This is a genomic window from Brotocaccenecus cirricatena (assembly GCF_020687045.1).
Taxonomy (GTDB): Bacteria; Bacillota; Clostridia; order Oscillospirales; family Oscillospiraceae; genus Vescimonas; species Vescimonas cirricatena.
The window spans coordinates 1-16,214 of sequence record NZ_JAJEPW010000011.1; the positions used below are offsets into that span (position 1 = coordinate 1).

Below are 16,214 nucleotides of genomic sequence, written 5' to 3' on the forward strand. Positions count from 1 at the left end.
CTCCGATCCCACCGCGGGTCTGAGCTCCTGGCGGCGTGTGGCAGATCAGGACAGCCGCTTTTACAATTTACTGAATCAGCGATTAGCCGTTCTCGCGCATCTTGGCGAAGCAGTCGCTGCAATAAACAGGACGGTCGCTCTTGGGCTCGAAGGGCACGCGGGCCTCGCCGCCGCAGGCAGCGCAGGTGGCGGTGAAGAACTCCCGGGGGCCGCGGGCGGCGTTCTTGCGAGCGTCGCGGCAGGCCTTGCAGCGCTGGGGCTCGTTCTGGAAGCCGCGCTCAGCATAGAACTCCTGCTCACCGGCGGTGAACACGAACTCCTTACCGCACTCCTTGCAAACCAAAGTCTTGTCTTCGTACATGATTTTACCCTCTCTTTGAGATGAAATATATTGCGTTCAGCTGTTGCTGATATCGCCGGATGAAAGCTGCCGCGCCACTTTGCGGCGAATCCGCTGCACGGCGTTGTCCACCGATTTGATGGGCTTGCCAACGGTTTCCGCGATCTCGCCATAAGCAAGACCGTCCAAAAATAACCCTAAAATCTTTTCCTCGAAAGCGGACAACTGTTTGCGGGTATTCTCCAGCAGACTGGCAGCCTTTTCTCTGTCGATCAGCAAACGCTCGGGATCGACCTGCACGAAGACGGAATTTGCGTTCAGAAGCGAGGGATTCAAGGGGACGGATTGGTTAAGCGGTGCGTTCTTCTGGCTGGCATCCCGCCGGAGCGCGGAACACACCTGCTGATGGATGCAGAGCCCGGCGAAGGGCCGGAACAGTGGGGAGCGCTGGGGATCAAACTCCCGCATGGCCTTGATCAGGCCGAACATCCCCTCCTGCATCAGGTCCTCGCTGTCGCCGCCGATGAGAAAATACGGGCGGGCGCAGGAACGGACCAGCCAATGATACCGGGTGGCTAAAACGTCCTCCGCCTGACGCTGCCCTGCACGACTCAAGAAACAAAGTTCCTCGTCGGACAGGTTTTCTAATTGGTCATAGCGAAGTCCAGTATCCAAAACCATAGACATTATACCTTTTCACTAAATAATTTGTCAAGCCTTCTTGGGAAATTTGTGTATCCTGTGATGAAAATCACAGTTTTTTTATGAAATCAGCCAAAACAGAGGCCACCTGATGGGCAATTTCCGTGGTTTTCGCCTCCACCATCACCCGGATCAGGGCCTCGGTGCCGGAGGGACGGATGAGAATGCGGCCCTGGCCGCCCAGTTTTTCCTCCCAGCGGCGGGTCTCCTGCCGCAGGGATTCATCGGCCATGATGCGCTCCTTGACCCCGGGGGTGTGGGGGACCTCCACGTTGATGAGCTCCTGGGGATACTGGGGGCATCGGGCGGCCAGCTGAGAGGCGGGGACGCCGCTGCGGCGCAGGGTCTGCAGGAATTGCAGGGCCGTCAGCTCGCCGTCGCCGGTGGTGGCATACGCCCGGAAGATGGTGTGGCCCGACTGCTCGCCGCCGATGGCGAAGCCGTCGGCCAGCATCCGCTCCAGCACATGGCGGTCGCCTACGGCGGTGCACACCAGGTCCAGGCCGTTTTCCTGGCAGTACTCATGCAGGCCAAGGTTGGACATAACGGTGGCCACCACGGTGTTGCCGGAGAGCTTCCCCTGGCGCTTGAGCTCGGAGGCGCAGACGGCCATGACCTTGTCGCCGTCGATGGTATTCCCCTGCTCGTCCACCAGCAGGCAGCGGTCGGCGTCGCCGTCGAAGGCGATGCCCAGATCATACCCGCCGGAGACGACTCCCCGGGCCAGGGACTCCAGATGGGTGGAGCCGCAGCCGTTGTTGATGTTGACGCCGTCAGGCTCCGTGTGGATGAAGTCCGCCTGAAGCGGGAGCGCCCGGAACAGGTCCGGCGCGGTGGCGCTGGCCGCGCCGTTGGCGCAGTCCACCAGCACCCGCAGGCCGGTCAGGTCGCAGTCGATGCTGCCCAGCAGATGCTGCACATAGGCGCTGTGCAGGGCGTGCATACCGTGGTGGCGGCGGCCCACGGCGCCGTCCACGGCGGCCGGAAGCTTCGCATGGTTCAGGATCAGGTCCTCCACACGCCCCTCCATCTCATCGGAGAGCTTGTAGCCCTGGGCGTTGAAGACCTTGATGCCGTTGTAGGCATAGGGGTTGTGGGAGGCGGAGATGACGATACCGGCGTCCGCCTGCTGCTGCACCGTCAGAAAGGCCACCGCCGGGGTGGGGATGGTGCCCAGGGGCATCACGTCGCCGCCTACGGAGCAGATACCGGCCATCAGGGCCGCTTCCAGCATATCGGAGGAAATGCGGGTGTCCTTGCCGATGGTGATGAGGGGACGGTTGCCCTTCTCCTCCGTCAGGACGGCGGCCACCGCCTGTCCCACATGAAATGCCAGCTCCGCCGTCAGGGTCTGCCCCGCTATGCCGCGGATGCCGTCGGTGCCAAAGAGTTTTCCCATATTCCGATTCTCCTATTCGTTATAATTCCAGCTGTTCCTGGCCCATAAAGTCCATGTGCAGGTGCTCGTATGCCTTACGGGTAACGCAGCGGCCCCGGGGGGTCCGGGTCAGGAAGCCCAGCTGCATCAGATACGGCTCGTACACGTCCTCCAGGGTCACGGACTCCTCGCCGATGGTGGCGGCCAGGGTATCCAGGCCCACGGGGCCGCCGCCGTAATTCTCGATGATGGCCCGGAGCATCCGGCGGTCCACCGGGTCCAGGCCCAGATAGTCGATCTCCAGAGCCTGAAGGGCGTGGTCCGCCATTTCCCGGGTAATGGTGCCGTCGCCCTTGACCTGGGCAAAGTCCCGGACCCGGCGCAGCATACGGTTGGCGATGCGGGGGGTGCCCCGGGAGCGGCGGGCGATCTCCATGGCCCCCTCCGGCTGGATGGGGACGTTCAGGATCCCGGCGCTGCGGGTGACGATCAGGGCCAGCTCCTCCGGGGTGTACAGCTCCAGCCGCAGGGTGACGCCGAAACGGTCCCGCAGAGGGGCGGACAGCTGCCCGGCCCGGGTGGTGGCCCCGATGAGGGTAAACTTCGGCAGGTCCAGCCGGATGGAATTGGCGGAGGGGCCCTTGCCGATGATGATGTCGATGGCGTAGTCCTCCATGGCGGGGTACAGGATCTCCTCCACGGAGCGGTTCAGACGGTGGATTTCGTCCACAAACAGAATGTCGTTTTCACTGAGGTTGGTCAGCAGCGCCGCCAGGTCGCCGGGCTTTTCAATGGCGGGGCCGGAGGTGATGCGGATGTTCACCCCCATCTCGGCGGCGATGATGCCGGCCAGGGTGGTTTTGCCCAGGCCCGGGGGGCCGTGGAGCAGCACATGGTCCAGAGGCTCCGTCCGGCGGCGGGCCGCCTCGATGAAAACGGACAGATTCTCCTTGGCCTTCTGCTGGCCGATGTATTCCCGCAGGGTGTGGGGGCGCAGGGACAGCTCGCCGCTGTCCTCCGGCAGGAAGCTCTTGGAAACAAGGGGCTCCTCGTAAATATCCGTTCCGAAGTCGATGCTCATGGGCCTGCCTCCTTACCGTACCATTTTCTTCAGCGCCTGACGGATGATCTCCTCCAGGGGCAGGGCATCCATGTCGATGCCCTTCAGGGCCAGGCCGATCTCCTGAGAGCCGTAGCCCAGCACCGCCAGCGCGGCGGCGGCCTCGCCGCCCTTGTCGCCGGGAAGGACCACGGGAATCGCGCCGCCGCTCTGGGCGGAGAAGCTGCTCTGATCCTTGGCCAGCTTGTCCTTCAGCTCCAGAATGATGCGCTGGGCGATCTTTTTTCCGATGCCCGGGGCGGCGGTCAGGGCCTTTTCGTCGCCGGTAACGATGGACAGGGCCAGATTCTGGGGCGACGTGGACGACAGCACCGCCAGCGCCGCCTTGGGGCCTACGCCGGAGACGCCGATGAGCATCTTGAAGCTATTGAGTTCCGCCTGGGAGGAAAAGCCATACAGCTCGAAAATATCCTCCCGGACATAAAGATAGGTATACAGCTTGGCGCGCTCACCCTTTTTCAGCTGGGACAGGGTATAGTTGGTGGTGGCGCAGGCATAGCCCACGCCGCCGCAGTCGATGACGGCCAGATTGGGGCCGGTTTCGGCCACGGTGCCGTTTACATAGTAAAACATATCAGACGGTCTCCTTTACATCCGGATCCTTCCGCCGCAGCAGGCTGGTGGCGCTGCGGGCGCGGCACATGGCGATGGCCAGCGCATCGGCGGCGTCGTCGGGCCGGGGAATGGACTTGAGCTTCAAAAGCCGCCGGGTCATGTCCATGACCTGGTGCTTGTCGGCCAGGCCATAGCCCACTACCGCCTGCTTGATCTGCATGGGGGTGTATTCATACACCGGCAGGTGCAGGCGCTCAGCGGTGTACAGAATGACGCCCCGGGCATGGGCCACGGCGATGCCGGTGGTGATGTTCTTGCTGAAAAACAGCTCCTCGATGGACATTTCATCGGGCTGAAACTGGGTGATGAGGGTCTCCATGTCCTGGGCGATCTGCACCAGGCGGGCGGCCAGCGGCTGACCGGCCGGGGTGGTGATGGCCCCGTATTGTATCATTTGCTGGCGGCCTGCCTGGGCCTCGATCACGCCGAAGCCCACGGTGGCCACGCCGGGGTCGATCCCTAAAATGCGCATGGCTGATCCTCCACCGAGATATCATCTTATTATAACAAATGTTCGGGTGAAATGCAACACAGCGCAGCAGTTTTTTGCTGCGCTGTGGTTCAATCCTATCAGGCCAGGGGGTGCGCCTTGCGGTACACGTCCTGCAGGTGCTGCTTGATGATGTGGGCGTAGATCTGTGTGGAGGAGATGTCCGCGTGGCCCAGCATCTCCTGGATGGAGCGCAGGTCCGCCCCGTTCTCCAGCAGATGCACCGCAAAGGAGTGTCGCAGGGTGTGGGGGGTGATGTCCTTGGTGATCTCGGCCTTGGCCTGGTAGTGCTTCACCAGCTTCCAGAAGCCCTGGCGGGTCATGCGCTGGCCGTTCATGTTGACAAACAGCGCCGCCTCCTCCTGGTCCGCCAGGCGGGGACGGATGACCTGGATATAGTCCCGCAGGGCCTTCACCGCCCGGGGGTACAGAGGAATGATGCGCTCCCGCTTTTCGTCGCCGCAGCGCAGGAACGCCGCCGGAAGATTCACGTCCTCCACGTTCAGGGCAATCAGCTCCGACACCCGGACGCCGGTGGCGTACATCAGCTCCAGCATGGCGTGGTCCCGATAGCCCTTCTCGTCCACGCACTTGGGCTGCTCCAGAAACAGCTCCACCTCCCGGCCGGTCAGAATCTCCGGGCATTTGCGCTCCACCTTGGCGGCGGCCACGCCCTTGGCGGGGCTGGCCTTCATGGCTCCGGAGAGCACCAGGTAATGGTAAAAGGACTTGATGGAGGCGGCGCTGCGGGTGACGGTGGCCGCCGAGCGGCCCTGGTCCGTCAGGTGGGCCAGATACTCCTCCACGGCGGCGGGCTTGACCCGGCGCAGGTCGCTGCCCTGAGGCAGCCAGACCCGGAACTGGGTCAGGTCCCGGACGTAGGAGCTGACGGTGTTGGGGGAGGCGTGCTTCTCCTGCTCCAGATAGGCGCGGTACAGGGCGATATAGTCGGGCATACACGTCTCCTCCTCTCTTTCTACAGTGTGCGGGCGATGACCCATTGCAGCAGCCGGGGGCCGAAGGTCAGCTCCAGAGCGGCCCCTATCAGCAGAATCAGGCCGCACAGCCCCACCCGGCGCCAGTAGGCCCCCTCCGTCAGGCGGACCTTCTGTCCGTCCCGGCGGCGGGCGGCGGCGGATAAACCCTGCACCGTCAGAAGCAGGGTGCAGGGCAGAACAAACAGACATCGGGGCCCGAAGGCCGCCAGGGCCAGGTATACGCCGCCCCGGCCCAGAGCCCGGGCAAAGCAGCCGACGGAAAACGACAGAAAAAAGCCCTGGGCCACCGACAGAACCGGCAGCAGCACCAGTCCCGCCGCCGTCAGCCCCAGCAGCGCCGCTGCCAGCGGATAGCGGAAATAGGCGGCGGCCACGCTGAGGGCCGAGGCCGAAGGCCCCCGGCCGTCTGCCGTGGCCTGGGCATATTGATGCAGATAGTCGCTGAGCTCCTGCCGGTCCTGCTGGGGCACGGCCCGGCAGACGGCAAAGCCCAGCACTGCCCCCAGCACCAACAGCAGGCATACCAGTACCAGCGCCGGAAGCCGCAGGGCTTGGGTCCTTACGGGAAACAGCTTCATTTGCACACTCACCTCATCTGATCCTATGAGACAAGCGGGGCAAATAGAAGCCATAAGCCAAACAAAAGGGACGTCCTCTAATATAGGCCAAAACGGCCGCCGGCGCAAGGATTATTTCGGCGGTGGCGGCAAATTTGTGAGTTATGTTAAATTGTTATGTAAACCGCGTTATGTTAACCTTGTAGACCGCCGGATCAGGTCGTCTCTTTTCGGGTCGAAAAGAGCAAGATATGGGTCCGGACGGTCCGGCTTTGGCCCCATATCTTGCCTGTACGCGTGATTACGATTCGTATAGTCCCCTGTCAAGGAAATTTTTGCCGCAGCGGCATTTTCGTGATTTTCACCACGCTGCTCCGGCGGGCCTATTTCCGCCGGACAGGCTTTCGGATCGGCGGTCTGGCGTCCCGGCGCTTTTTTCGGGGTCTGCTCCCCAGCAGCCCCGCCGCACCGGCGCCGCCGAAGATGGCGGCTGTCAGGTACAGCCCGCCGGTACGGAAGGTCGGGTCGCCTATGGCCGCACCCGCCAGCCAGGCCAGCAGGTACGCCGCCGCACCGGCGGTCAGAGCCGCCGTCAGTGTCCCCTCTCCCCTGCCCCAGACGGCCACCCGCCCTCCGGCAAAGGCAGCTAACGCCCAGCAGCCGCAGCCCCAGGCCAGAGCGCCGCCCTCCGGCAGGACGCCCTTCACCACCAGCAGCGCCCCCAGGGCGCAGCCCCCGGCCGCCGCCAGCAGGATAGCGCCCGCCCCCAGCCAGGTCCGCTTTCCCAGAACAGCCCCCAGTGCAGACATAAAAAGACCTCCCCTTGGCGCTTTTTTCTAAGCGTATGCAGGGGAGGTTTTTTTATGAAGGAAAATTACTCCTGATCCTCGGCCTTCTCGGTCTCGGCGGGGGTCTCCTCGGCGGGAGCCTCCACGGGAGCCTCGACAGGCTTCTCGGCCTCGGCGCCCTTCTTGGCCTTGCGGCTGCCCCGCTGCGCGGCGGCGGCCTGCTCATCCAGGGTACCCACGGAGCCGATGGCGGACTTCAGGAACTCGATGCGGACCCGGTCCTCGCTGGTCTCAATGACCACGGTGCGGTCGGTGATGGCCACGACGCGGCCATACACGCCGCCGATGGTGGTCAGCCAGTCGCCCTTCTGCAGGGAGCTGCGCATTTCCTCGGCCTGCTTTTTCCGCTTGCTCTCGGGACGGATGAGCATGAAGTAGAAAATGGCCACCATCAGGACGATCAGCACGATAGAAGACATACCGCCACCAGCAGCGGGAGTATTGCCGGACGTGGTGGCGGCATAGGCAAATTCAATCATGGGACAAAAACTCCTTTTTCACGAATATAGCGTTATTATACAATAACTTCTCCCTGTTTGGCAAGGGGGACAGGCAAGTTTTTTCAGAAAACCGCGGAAAAGCCAAGACTGTCGAAAAACCCGAAAAACTTCCGCCATCGGAAAGGAAGATAGTTACGAAAGAAACCCATCAGGGGTGTCTTTCGTTTGCAATCACAGGTTTTTCAGAACTTAAAAAGTTCTGAAAAACCGCACACAGCTTGTCAAAAAGACTTTTTTGACAAGCTGAAGCCGTCAGATACGGCGGCTGAGCTTCTCGCTGTACTCCCGGCGGAAGTCCTCAAAGCAGCCGGCGTCCAGGCTGTCGCGGATGCGCTGGGCCAGCTTGTTGTAAAAATACAGATTGTGCATCACCGCCAGGCGCAGGGCCAGGATCTCCTCCGCCGCAAACAGGTGGCGGACATAGGCCCGGCTGAACCGGCGGCACACCGGGCAGTCGCACTCCGGGTCGATGGGCCGGTCGTCCAGCTTGTACTTGGCGTTTTTGATGTTCATGGCCCCCTGCCAGGTAAAGAGCTTGCCGTGGCGGGCGTTGCGGGCGGGCATAACGCAGTCGAAGAAGTCCACGCCCCGGGCCACCCCCTCGATGATGTTGCTGGGCGTGCCCACGCCCATGAGATACCGGGGCTTGTGGGCGGGCATATGGGGCTCCACCGCCTCAATGATGCGGTACATGACCTCGGTGGGCTCCCCCACCGCCAGGCCGCCGATGGCGAAGCCGTCGCAGTCGATTTTGGCGATCTGCTGCATGTGCCAGATCCGCAGGTCCTCATAGGTGGCCCCCTGGTTGATGCCGAACAGCATCTGATGGGGGTTCACGGCGTCCGGCAGGGCGTTGAGCCGGTCATGTTCCGCCTTGCACCGCTGCAGCCACCGGAGGGTGCGCTCACAGCTGGCCTTGGCATAGTCGTACTGCGCCGGGTTTTCCACGCACTCGTCAAAGGCCATGGCGATATCGGAGCCAAGGTTGGACTGGATGCGCATACTCTCCTCCGGCCCCATGAAGATGCGGTGGCCGTCCAGATGGCTGGCAAAGGTGACGCCCTCCTCGGTGATCTTCCGCAGGCTGGCCAGGGAGAACACCTGGAAGCCGCCGGAGTCCGTGAGAATGGGGCCGTCCCAGTTCATGAACCGGTGCAGGCCGCCCATCTGCCGCACCACGTCGTCGCCGGGGCGCAGATGCAGGTGATAGGTGTTGGACAGCTCGATCTGACAGCCCAGATCGTGAAGATCGAAGGCGTCCACGCCGCCCTTGATGGCAGCCTGGGTGCCCACGTTCATGAATACCGGCGTCTGCACCGTGCCGCCGTGGGCGCAGCAGAACTCGCCCCGCCGGGCCCGGCCCTCTTTTTTGATTACTTTGAACATAGCTTCTCCTTAAACAGACAGACATCCGTTTTGCCGGATGCTTCTTATTTCACGGGGCCTATTATAGCAAATCCGGCAGAGTATTTCAACTCCCCTGGTTTTTGGGAGAGAATCGGCAAAAAAATGCGCGGCCCTCTTGACAAGACGCAGCCAGCGGATCATAGTAAAGCTAATGAATGTTAGTTAGGCATCCGGAACGATGCACAAAATCAATATAACAGGAGAAGTGATCATGTAGAATCCGGTTTTGGGAGTGCGAAGGTATCAGGCCTCCCAGCGAAAGAATACGAAAATATAAGGAGATATACAATGAATAAGAATCTTTTGCTGCTCGCCGCGGGGCTGGCATTGATCGCCGCCGTGGTGCTTTTTGTGAAAAAACGGGGTGCCACCGGAAAATGAAGGGGCGCCGGAAAGGCACCGAATGGCCTCCGGAAAATGGACGCCTATGACGGCATGAGTCTGTGCGGCGGGCTGCTGCTCCTGGGTGCGCTGGGGTACATGCTGAGCAGCCGGAAAATCACCGGATAAGCCTTCATAACGATCAACGGCCCGTACCGGCCAATACCCGCCGGTACGGGCCTTCAGCATTCAAGCCGCACATTTCAAACAGGAAAATGTTGCATTTTTCCGGAACGGATGGTATAAAAGAAGGAGAACTTTGGCAAAGGAGGCGGCGGTATGTCACGCGATTCGGGACCCAATGTATTCCAGCGCGGCGTCATGGCGCTGATCCTGCTGTCGCTGCTGCGAAGGGAAGATATGTACGGCTACCAGCTGGTGCAGGAGACGGAACGGCGCAGCGGCGGACGGCTGAAAACCCAGGAGGGCTCCCTGTACCCGGTGCTGTACCGGCTGCAGGAGCAGGGACTGATCTCCGACCGCCGGGTGCTGGTGGGCAAGCGGATGACCCGCGTATACTACCACCTGGAGCCCGCCGGAGAAGCCCGGCTGGAGGAAATGATCCGGGAATATGAATCCATGATGACCGGCGTAACGGCCATCATTCGAGAGGAGGCGCCGCCATGCGGAAAAGACAGCGGCAGGTCAACCGATATGTCCGGGCCGTCGGCAGCTATCTGCCCTGTGCCGGAAAACACAAAAAGCAGCTGCTGACGGCTCTGCGCAGCGAGGCGGAGGCCTACTGCGCCGAAACCCGGGACGCAGACCTGGAAGCCCGGTTCGGGACGCCCCAGCAGGTGGCCGCGGCATATGTGGACGCCATGAGCACCCAGGAGCTGCTGGCCGCCCTGCGTCGGCGGCGTCAGGTGCTGACGATCCTGATCGCGGCGGTGCTGACGGCGCTGCTGCTGTGGGTGGCGGCCCTCTGCGTCAGCCTGTATGACTATCACCAGGCATACAACGGCTGGAGCGAAACCAGCATCATCGAGGAACCCTCGCCATACGGCCAATAGGCGGAAATCCCCCCGGAAAGCCCTGCTTTCCGGGGGCTTTGTCTATCGCGGCCGCAGCGTCTGCCCGCAATACTTTTTTTTAGAAGATATTTTCAAGAATATTGACATATTTTGCACAATATGCTACAATCCGGCTTGCAGCTATCCTGTTGATTTGCAACAAAAGCCGCCCGCCTACTACATATATAGTGTGATAGGCGGGCAAAATTTACGATTCCATCGGGGAGGGACTATCCAATGAAACGCTTCGTACCATGCTTTCTTGCGCTGCTCCTGCTGCTGACCGCCTGCTCCGGGCCTGAAGGCCCTGCCGGGAATCCCTCCGGAGACCCGGAGCCGACCCCCGTCGCCCAAGGGCACGCCCTGCCCAAGGACAACCGGGACGCCGCCGGGACAGGCTCGGTGTTCACCGACGACAACGGCTGGTATATTTGCGCCGCCGGGGCGGTGAGCTACTACGACTATGCCTCCGGCCGGACCATGGCCCTGTGCGCCCAGCCGGGCTGCTCCCACAGGGACGCCAGCTGCCAGGCGTGGGTGGGGAATGTCAACAGCTTCGCCGTTTTGGACGGGGTGCTCTACGCCACCCTCGATGACGCGGGCAGCGGCGCAAGCCTGGTGCGCAAGGAGCTGTCCGGCGGGAAAGTCACCGTCCTGGAGCAGTGGGACAACACCGACAATCATTTCTACACCGCCGCCCTGGGGCGTTTCTCCTGCGGCAAGGCCACCCTGCATCTGGAATGCCGCATCACGGAGCAGCAGGCGGACGGGCGGGTCGAGAGCCGAACCGAGGGCAGCTCCCTGCTATATGACCTTGCCGCCGGCAGCTATCGGGAGCTGTCTGTCCCCGGGACGCTGATGGGCTTTTCCGCCCGCTGGGGCGCCGTGGTGGAGGTGCTGAAGGAGCCGGACCGGATGAGTACGGAGGAGTTCACGGCCCTGTACGGGGAGGACGCCTCCTACGGGCGGTATCTCTACAAAAACACCCAGCGGCGGCTTCTGCTGTGGGATATGGAGAGCGGAGACTATACCGTTGTGGCCGATCATAACAAGGACGGCTATCTTATGAGCGTCGACCCCGCGCAGGTCTACGGCATGGAGCATATCTACCAGTGTGGGGACCAGCTGCGCCTTCTGAACCTGGAGAGCGGCGAGAGCCGCACCCTGCTGACCATGGAGGATATCATCCACTACTGGGTCATGGACAGCAAGGCATTTATCATCACCGAGACAGAAGCGGGCTATCGGTTCTGGATGGCCGATCTGCAGGATGGTAAGCCCGTGGAGCTGGTGGGTTCCACCAACGAGCACGGCATAGCCATGAGCCCCTTCCAGGAGGGCGGCTCCTTCTTCCGGGCGTTGGGCGACAATGGCCAATGCATCATCTCCAAAGAAGATTTCTACGCCGTACGCTTTGAAAACGCCGTGGATGTGGGGTGACGGATATGGAGCTGCAATTTCACGACGTCGCCAAGCGATACGGCGCAAAGGAGGCCCTGCGAGGCATTGACCTGACCCTGACGCCGGGGGTATACGGCCTGTTAGGCCCCAACGGCGCAGGCAAAAGCACCCTCATGAACATCCTCACCGGGAATCTCCGGCCCACCCGGGGCCACGTCACCCTGGACGGGCAGGACACCGTCTCCATGGGGGAGGCCTTCCGCCGCCGGCTAGGATACTGCCCCCAGCAGCAGGCGTTATATCCCGGCTTCACCGGGGAGCAATTTCTCTATTACATGGCGTCCCTTCAGGGCATGAGCCGGGAGGACGCCAAAGGGCGCATGGACTGGGCCCTGGCGCGGCTGGACCTCACGGAGGCGGCAGGCCGCCCCATCCGTGGCTGGTCCGGGGGCATGAAGCAGCGGCTGCTGCTGGCCCAGGCCCTGCTCCACGACCCGGATATCCTGGTGCTGGACGAACCCACGGCGGGCCTTGACCCCCGCCAGCGGGTGGCGGTGCGGAATCTCATCGGCGAGATCGCCGGGGAGAAGATCGTGCTGCTGTGTACCCATGTGGTGCAGGACGTGGAGTTCATCGCCCGGGAGCTGATTCTGATGAACCAGGGCCTTATTATCCGCCGGGGCTCCCCCCACGCCCTGGAGCAGGAGCTGGAGGGCCGGGTATGGGAGCTGACCGCAGCGGAGACGCAGCTCCCCGGCATGGCGCAGTACGGCACGGTGTGCGGCGTGTCCCGGCAGCAGGAGGGCATTTTGGTGCGTCTGCTCAGCGCAGCAAAGCCGCCCCTTCCCTGCGCTCCGGCCCGGCCCGACCTGGAGGATGTGTATCTGTTCCACTTCGGGGAGGGGGCGGCGCTATGACCTGGGAGCTGCGGAAGATCGGCGGCAGCGGGCGGCTGTGCCTGCTACTGGTTCTGGCGGTGCTCTGCAATGGGGTGCTGTTCGCCCTCCACGCCGCCGGAGACGCAGGCGGCTATACCGTGTCCGCTCTGCATCAGGCCATGGCCCAGAAGGACCTGCCGGGATACGAGGAGCGCCTGTGGCAGGAGCTGGAGCAGGCCGCACACACCGGCACACGCAGCGAATACGACGCCCTGCGCCGTGAGCTTTCCGCCGCTGACGCGGCAGGTGAGCGGGTGCGGCAGGCGGAGGAATATCCCTCCTTCCGGGCGGGCCTGGCGGCGGAATCCCGGCTGAAGCTGCGGATGGGACTGTTTGACGGCTTTGCCGCCCGCTCCTTAGAGCGGGGCGCGGCGGTCTATGAGTCCCTGGCGGACGTGACCCCCCGGGCGGCGTTTCTGGGCGGTGCGGAGGTACTGCTGTTCTTTCATCTGACGGACGCTTTGGCGCTGCTGTTCCCCCTGGCGGGTGGACTGACCCTGCTGACCCATGAGAGGGCATCGGGGCTTGTGAACCTGACCCGCCCCACCCGCCTGGGCCGGTCCCGGGTCTACGGGCGAAAGCTGGCCGCCGCAGCGACTCTCTCCACGGCGGGCTTCGTGCTGCTCTACGGCGTCAACGCCCTGATCGCCGGGCTTCTGTACGGCTTCGCGGAGCTTGACGCCCCGGTGCAGAGCCTGTACGGCTTCGCCGCCTGCCCCTACCGGATGACGGTGGGCGAACTGCTGGCTCTGGCGGCGGGGCTGAAATACCTATGGTTGCTGTGCTGCGCGGCGCTGATCTTCCTGCTGTGCGCCCGGGCGGCCAATGCCGCTGCGGCGGTTGGCGGCGCGGCGGTCTGCGGGGGCATAGCCGCCCTCATGGCGGGCAGCTCCCAATTATGGCTGCGGAATCTCAGCCTGTGGCAGCTGGCGGACGGGCAAGCCCTGTGCCGGGAGGCGGTGTATCTGAACCTGCTGGGCAGCCCCCAGGACCGGGTCCTCTGCGGCGCGATATTCCTGCTTGTTCTGGCCCTGGCCGCCGGAATCGTCGGCGCGGCGCTGTACGCCCAAACCCCCGGCGGTTCCGGCAAGCGGGTGGCCTTTACACGGTCGCTTCCCCGCCCCCGGCATACCTGCCTGGCGGGACACGAACTGTATAAGGCGCTGATCTCCCGGTGCGGACTGTGGATCCTTTTAGCATTTTTTGCCGTCATCGCCCTGCTGTACGGCCGATTCACCCCGGAGCGCAGTGAATTTGAGGTGTATTATCGGAACTATTCCGAGTTTTTATCAGGCGCGCCCAGCCAGGAAAAGGACGCCTACCTGGCGTCGGAGCAGGCACGGTTTGACGAGCTGAACGAGCAGCTTCTGGAGCTGGGGCGGCGGTATCCCGACTCTGTGACCTTTGACCGGGAGACGGAGCCCATACGGAATCAGCTCCACGCAGAGGACGCCTTCCACATGGCGCAGAACCAGTACCGCGCCCTGCGGCCGGGGCAGGTGTACCTGTATCAGACCGGCTATCAGCGGCTGTTGGGGGCGGATGCCCTGCGTCAGGATGTTTTGGAGCTGGGCGGCGCGTTTTTGGTCATAGCACTGCTGCTGTTCAGCAGCTTCGCCGGGGAGCGGGAGAGCGGCGTGGACGCCCTGCTGACGGCCAGCCCCCGCCGAAGGAGCGTGGTGCGGTGGAAATGTGCCATCGCAGGGGGCTATGTCCTGCTGCTGACGCTATCCCTGTGGCTTCCGGGTCCGTTGACGGTGCAGGGAGCCTACGGCCAGCTGAACATGGCCGCTCAGGCCAACAGCGTGCAGTGCCTGTCCATCCTGTCGGACGGCTGGACGGTGGGCGGCGTGGTGCTGGCGCTGCTGGCAGGCCGGTTTCTCCTGTTGGCGGCGGCTGCCGCTGCGGTACTGCTGCTCTCCCGCCGGTGCGCCATGGTTCCGGCCCTGCTGCTGTCGCTGCTGCTTCTCCTGCTGCCCGTGGGGGCGGCATACGCCTGGATGTGAAAGATACAAAAAGGGTGCGGACATCGCTGTCCGCACCCTTTTTGGCTTATAACATGCAGGGATGATCCCATATATCGTTCGTATTGGACGCACCTGGCGATAGCTTGCTTCTGCTGGCTATCCTCAGATCAGCACGGCCCGGTGGAACACCTTCTTGCCCTTGCGGATGATCAGGCCGTCGCCGGTGAACTCCTGGCAGCCGAAGGATGCGTCGATGGAATCCACCTTCTTGTCCCCCACGGTGATGCCGCCCTGCTGCACCAGCCGCCGGGCCTCGCCCTTGCTGGCGCACAGGCCGCACCGGACCAGCAGGTTCAGCACGTTGATCTCGCCGCTGCCCAGGTCGTCGCCGGTAAGCTCAGTGGTGGGCATATCCTGGGCATTGGCACCGCCGCCGAACAGAGCCCGAGCCGCCTGGCGGGCCTTCTCGGCCTCGTCCTGGCCGTGGACCAGCTTGGTCAGCTCATAGGCCAGGATGTCCTTGGCCTCGTTGAGCTTTGCCCCCTCCCAGTCGGCCATCTGGTCGATCTGCTCCAGAGGCAGGAAGGTCAGCATCCGGATGCACTTGAGCACGTCGGCGTCGTCTACGTTGCGCCAGTACTGATAGAACTCGAAGGGGCTGGTCTTGTTGGGATCCAGCCACACGGCGTTGCCGGCGGTCTTGCCCATCTTGTTGCCCTGGGAGTCCGTCAGCAGGGTGATGGTCATGGCGTGGGCGTCCTTGCCCAGCTTCCGGCGGATCAGCTCCGTGCCGCCCAGCATGTTGCTCCACTGGTCGTTGCCGCCGAACTGCATGTTGCAGCCGTTGTGCTGGAACATGTAGTAAAAGTCGTAGCTCTGCATGATCATGTAGTTGAACTCCAGGAAGCTCAGGCCCTTCTCCATGCGCTGCTTGTAGCACTCGGCCCGCAGCATATTGTTGACAGAGAAGCAGGCGCCCACCTCCCGCAGCAGGTCCACATAGTTCAGCTTCAGCAGCCAGTCGGCGTTGTTGAGCATGATGGCCTTGCCCTCGCCGAAGTCGATGAACCGCTCCATCTGCCGCTTGAAGCAGGCGGCGTTGTGGTCGATGTCCTCCTTGGTGAGCATCTTGCGCATGTCCGTGCGGCCGGAGGGGTCGCCGATCATGGTGGTGCCGCCGCCGATCAGGGCGATGGGCTTGTTGCCCGCCATCTGCAGGCGCTTCATCAGGGTCAGGGCCATGAAATGGCCCGCCGTCAGGGAGTCCGCCGTGCAGTCAAAGCCGATATAGAACGTGGCCTTGCCGTTGTTGATCATCTCGCGGATCTCATCCTCGTTGGTGACCTGGGCGATCAGTCCCCGGGCCACCAGTTCTTCATAAATTCCCATGTTGTTCTGATTCCTTTCCGATATTTTGGGCGTACAGGGGGCAAAAAAACGCCCCCTGTCAGATTGACAGAGGGCGACAAAAATCGCGGTACCACCTCAGCTTCGCCGACGCCTCGCGGCGTGCGGCCTCATCGGGTGCAGCAACACCCTATCGCTGTAACGGGCGAACC

General features: G+C 62.8%; 18 protein-coding genes and 1 other annotated feature (1 of these 19 running past the window's edge). Of the genes, 6 read left to right on the forward strand and 12 right to left on the reverse strand.

Features of this window, described 5'->3' with window-relative positions:
• Positions 1-82: 82 nt before the first annotated feature.
• The 11 genes from LKD37_RS05365 to tgt all read right to left on the reverse strand — a co-directional run bounded on the left by LKD37_RS05365 (position 83) and on the right by tgt (position 8,934).
• Entirely contained in the window at positions 83-361 is a 279-nt protein-coding gene (locus LKD37_RS05365; RefSeq protein ID WP_022176930.1) for a zinc-ribbon domain containing protein, read from the reverse strand.
• Positions 362-397: 36 nt separating this feature from the next.
• Entirely contained in the window at positions 398-1,021 is a 624-nt protein-coding gene (locus tag LKD37_RS05370; RefSeq protein ID WP_302928254.1) for a sigma-70 family RNA polymerase sigma factor, read from the reverse strand.
• A gap of 70 nt (positions 1,022-1,091) precedes the next feature.
• The gene (gene glmM, locus LKD37_RS05375; RefSeq protein WP_302928255.1) at positions 1,092-2,441 is read right to left on the reverse strand and encodes a phosphoglucosamine mutase; all 1,350 of its coding nucleotides are present in this window, start codon (positions 2,439-2,441) and stop codon (positions 1,092-1,094) included.
• 19 nt (positions 2,442-2,460) lie between these two features.
• A complete protein-coding gene (gene ruvB, locus LKD37_RS05380) occupies positions 2,461-3,501 on the reverse strand; it encodes a Holliday junction branch migration DNA helicase RuvB (protein WP_302928256.1) in 1,041 nt (346 codons plus the stop codon).
• Positions 3,502-3,513: 12 nt separating this feature from the next.
• A complete protein-coding gene (gene ruvA / locus LKD37_RS05385) occupies positions 3,514-4,113 on the reverse strand; it encodes a Holliday junction branch migration protein RuvA (RefSeq protein WP_302928257.1) in 600 nt (199 codons plus the stop codon).
• Position 4,114: 1 nt separating this feature from the next.
• The gene (gene ruvC, locus LKD37_RS05390; protein WP_302928258.1) at positions 4,115-4,627 is read right to left on the reverse strand and encodes a crossover junction endodeoxyribonuclease RuvC; all 513 of its coding nucleotides are present in this window, start codon (positions 4,625-4,627) and stop codon (positions 4,115-4,117) included.
• A gap of 98 nt (positions 4,628-4,725) precedes the next feature.
• On the reverse strand, positions 4,726-5,601 hold the full coding sequence (gene xerD / locus LKD37_RS05395; protein ID WP_302928259.1) for a site-specific tyrosine recombinase XerD: 876 nt from the start codon (positions 5,599-5,601) through the stop codon (positions 4,726-4,728).
• A gap of 20 nt (positions 5,602-5,621) precedes the next feature.
• The gene (locus tag LKD37_RS05400; RefSeq protein WP_302928260.1) at positions 5,622-6,221 is read right to left on the reverse strand and encodes a stage II sporulation protein M; all 600 of its coding nucleotides are present in this window, start codon (positions 6,219-6,221) and stop codon (positions 5,622-5,624) included.
• A 362-nt stretch (positions 6,222-6,583) separates the two neighbouring features.
• Entirely contained in the window at positions 6,584-7,009 is a 426-nt protein-coding gene (locus LKD37_RS05405) for a hypothetical protein (RefSeq protein ID WP_302928261.1), read from the reverse strand.
• A 65-nt stretch (positions 7,010-7,074) separates the two neighbouring features.
• On the reverse strand, positions 7,075-7,527 hold the full coding sequence (yajC, locus tag LKD37_RS05410) for a preprotein translocase subunit YajC (RefSeq protein ID WP_302928262.1): 453 nt from the start codon (positions 7,525-7,527) through the stop codon (positions 7,075-7,077).
• A gap of 273 nt (positions 7,528-7,800) precedes the next feature.
• On the reverse strand, positions 7,801-8,934 hold the full coding sequence (gene tgt / locus LKD37_RS05415; RefSeq protein ID WP_302928263.1) for a tRNA guanosine(34) transglycosylase Tgt: 1,134 nt from the start codon (positions 8,932-8,934) through the stop codon (positions 7,801-7,803).
• Between the two features lie 309 nt (positions 8,935-9,243).
• Here tgt and LKD37_RS05420 point away from each other — a divergent pair, with 309 nt between their 5' ends.
• The 6 genes from LKD37_RS05420 (at position 9,244) to LKD37_RS05445 (ending at position 14,694) form a co-directional block, all read left to right on the forward strand.
• On the forward strand, positions 9,244-9,336 hold the full coding sequence (locus LKD37_RS05420; protein ID WP_302928264.1) for an LPXTG cell wall anchor domain-containing protein: 93 nt from the start codon (positions 9,244-9,246) through the stop codon (positions 9,334-9,336).
• A gap of 279 nt (positions 9,337-9,615) precedes the next feature.
• Entirely contained in the window at positions 9,616-10,050 is a 435-nt protein-coding gene (locus tag LKD37_RS05425; protein WP_302928265.1) for a PadR family transcriptional regulator, read from the forward strand.
• On the forward strand, positions 9,960-10,349 hold the full coding sequence (locus LKD37_RS05430) for a DUF6120 family protein (protein WP_302928266.1): 390 nt from the start codon (positions 9,960-9,962) through the stop codon (positions 10,347-10,349). The genes LKD37_RS05425 and LKD37_RS05430 overlap by 91 nt, the downstream gene beginning before the upstream one ends.
• A 237-nt stretch (positions 10,350-10,586) precedes the next feature.
• Complete coding sequence (locus LKD37_RS05435; RefSeq protein WP_302928267.1) at positions 10,587-11,789, forward strand: hypothetical protein; 1,203 nt, start codon at positions 10,587-10,589, stop codon at positions 11,787-11,789.
• A gap of 5 nt (positions 11,790-11,794) precedes the next feature.
• Positions 11,795-12,667: an ATP-binding cassette domain-containing protein gene (locus LKD37_RS05440; protein ID WP_302928268.1), complete on the forward strand. Its 873-nt coding sequence runs from the start codon at positions 11,795-11,797 to the stop codon at positions 12,665-12,667.
• Positions 12,664-14,694 (forward strand): hypothetical protein, encoded by a 2,031-nt coding sequence (locus tag LKD37_RS05445; RefSeq protein WP_302928269.1) that lies wholly within the window; start codon positions 12,664-12,666, stop codon positions 14,692-14,694. Before LKD37_RS05440 ends, LKD37_RS05445 begins: the two co-directional genes overlap by 4 nt.
• Before the next feature lie 123 nt (positions 14,695-14,817).
• On the opposite strand, the gene tyrS is transcribed toward LKD37_RS05445, so the two are convergent.
• Positions 14,818-16,044, reverse strand: a complete 1,227-nt coding sequence (tyrS, locus tag LKD37_RS05450; protein ID WP_302928270.1) for a tyrosine--tRNA ligase — start codon at positions 16,042-16,044, stop codon at positions 14,818-14,820.
• A gap of 66 nt (positions 16,045-16,110) precedes the next feature.
• Positions 16,111-16,214: a binding site (T-box leader), on the reverse strand (it continues 143 nt past the right edge of the window).

What these genes read in the sequence shown, in the direction of transcription:
- LKD37_RS05365 (WP_022176930.1), bottom strand. Translation starts at nt 361, where the DNA reads ATGTACGAAGACAAGACTTTGGTTTGCAAGGAGTGCGGTAAGGAGTTC.
- LKD37_RS05370 (WP_302928254.1), bottom strand. Translation starts at nt 1,021, where the DNA reads ATGGTTTTGGATACTGGACTTCGCTATGACCAATTAGAAAACCTGTCC.
- glmM (WP_302928255.1), bottom strand. Translation starts at nt 2,441, where the DNA reads ATGGGAAAACTCTTTGGCACCGACGGCATCCGCGGCATAGCGGGGCAG.
- ruvB (WP_302928256.1), bottom strand. Translation starts at nt 3,501, where the DNA reads ATGAGCATCGACTTCGGAACGGATATTTACGAGGAGCCCCTTGTTTCC.
- ruvA (WP_302928257.1), bottom strand. Translation starts at nt 4,113, where the DNA reads ATGTTTTACTATGTAAACGGCACCGTGGCCGAAACCGGCCCCAATCTG.
- ruvC (WP_302928258.1), bottom strand. Translation starts at nt 4,627, where the DNA reads ATGCGCATTTTAGGGATCGACCCCGGCGTGGCCACCGTGGGCTTCGGC.
- xerD (WP_302928259.1), bottom strand. Translation starts at nt 5,601, where the DNA reads ATGCCCGACTATATCGCCCTGTACCGCGCCTATCTGGAGCAGGAGAAG.
- LKD37_RS05400 (WP_302928260.1), bottom strand. Translation starts at nt 6,221, where the DNA reads ATGAAGCTGTTTCCCGTAAGGACCCAAGCCCTGCGGCTTCCGGCGCTG.
- LKD37_RS05405 (WP_302928261.1), bottom strand. Translation starts at nt 7,009, where the DNA reads ATGTCTGCACTGGGGGCTGTTCTGGGAAAGCGGACCTGGCTGGGGGCG.
- yajC (WP_302928262.1), bottom strand. Translation starts at nt 7,527, where the DNA reads ATGATTGAATTTGCCTATGCCGCCACCACGTCCGGCAATACTCCCGCT.
- tgt (WP_302928263.1), bottom strand. Translation starts at nt 8,934, where the DNA reads ATGTTCAAAGTAATCAAAAAAGAGGGCCGGGCCCGGCGGGGCGAGTTC.
- LKD37_RS05420 (WP_302928264.1), top strand. Translation starts at nt 9,244, where the DNA reads ATGAATAAGAATCTTTTGCTGCTCGCCGCGGGGCTGGCATTGATCGCC.
- LKD37_RS05425 (WP_302928265.1), top strand. Translation starts at nt 9,616, where the DNA reads ATGTCACGCGATTCGGGACCCAATGTATTCCAGCGCGGCGTCATGGCG.
- LKD37_RS05430 (WP_302928266.1), top strand. Translation starts at nt 9,960, where the DNA reads ATGCGGAAAAGACAGCGGCAGGTCAACCGATATGTCCGGGCCGTCGGC.
- LKD37_RS05435 (WP_302928267.1), top strand. Translation starts at nt 10,587, where the DNA reads ATGAAACGCTTCGTACCATGCTTTCTTGCGCTGCTCCTGCTGCTGACC.
- LKD37_RS05440 (WP_302928268.1), top strand. Translation starts at nt 11,795, where the DNA reads ATGGAGCTGCAATTTCACGACGTCGCCAAGCGATACGGCGCAAAGGAG.
- LKD37_RS05445 (WP_302928269.1), top strand. Translation starts at nt 12,664, where the DNA reads ATGACCTGGGAGCTGCGGAAGATCGGCGGCAGCGGGCGGCTGTGCCTG.
- tyrS (WP_302928270.1), bottom strand. Translation starts at nt 16,044, where the DNA reads ATGGGAATTTATGAAGAACTGGTGGCCCGGGGACTGATCGCCCAGGTC.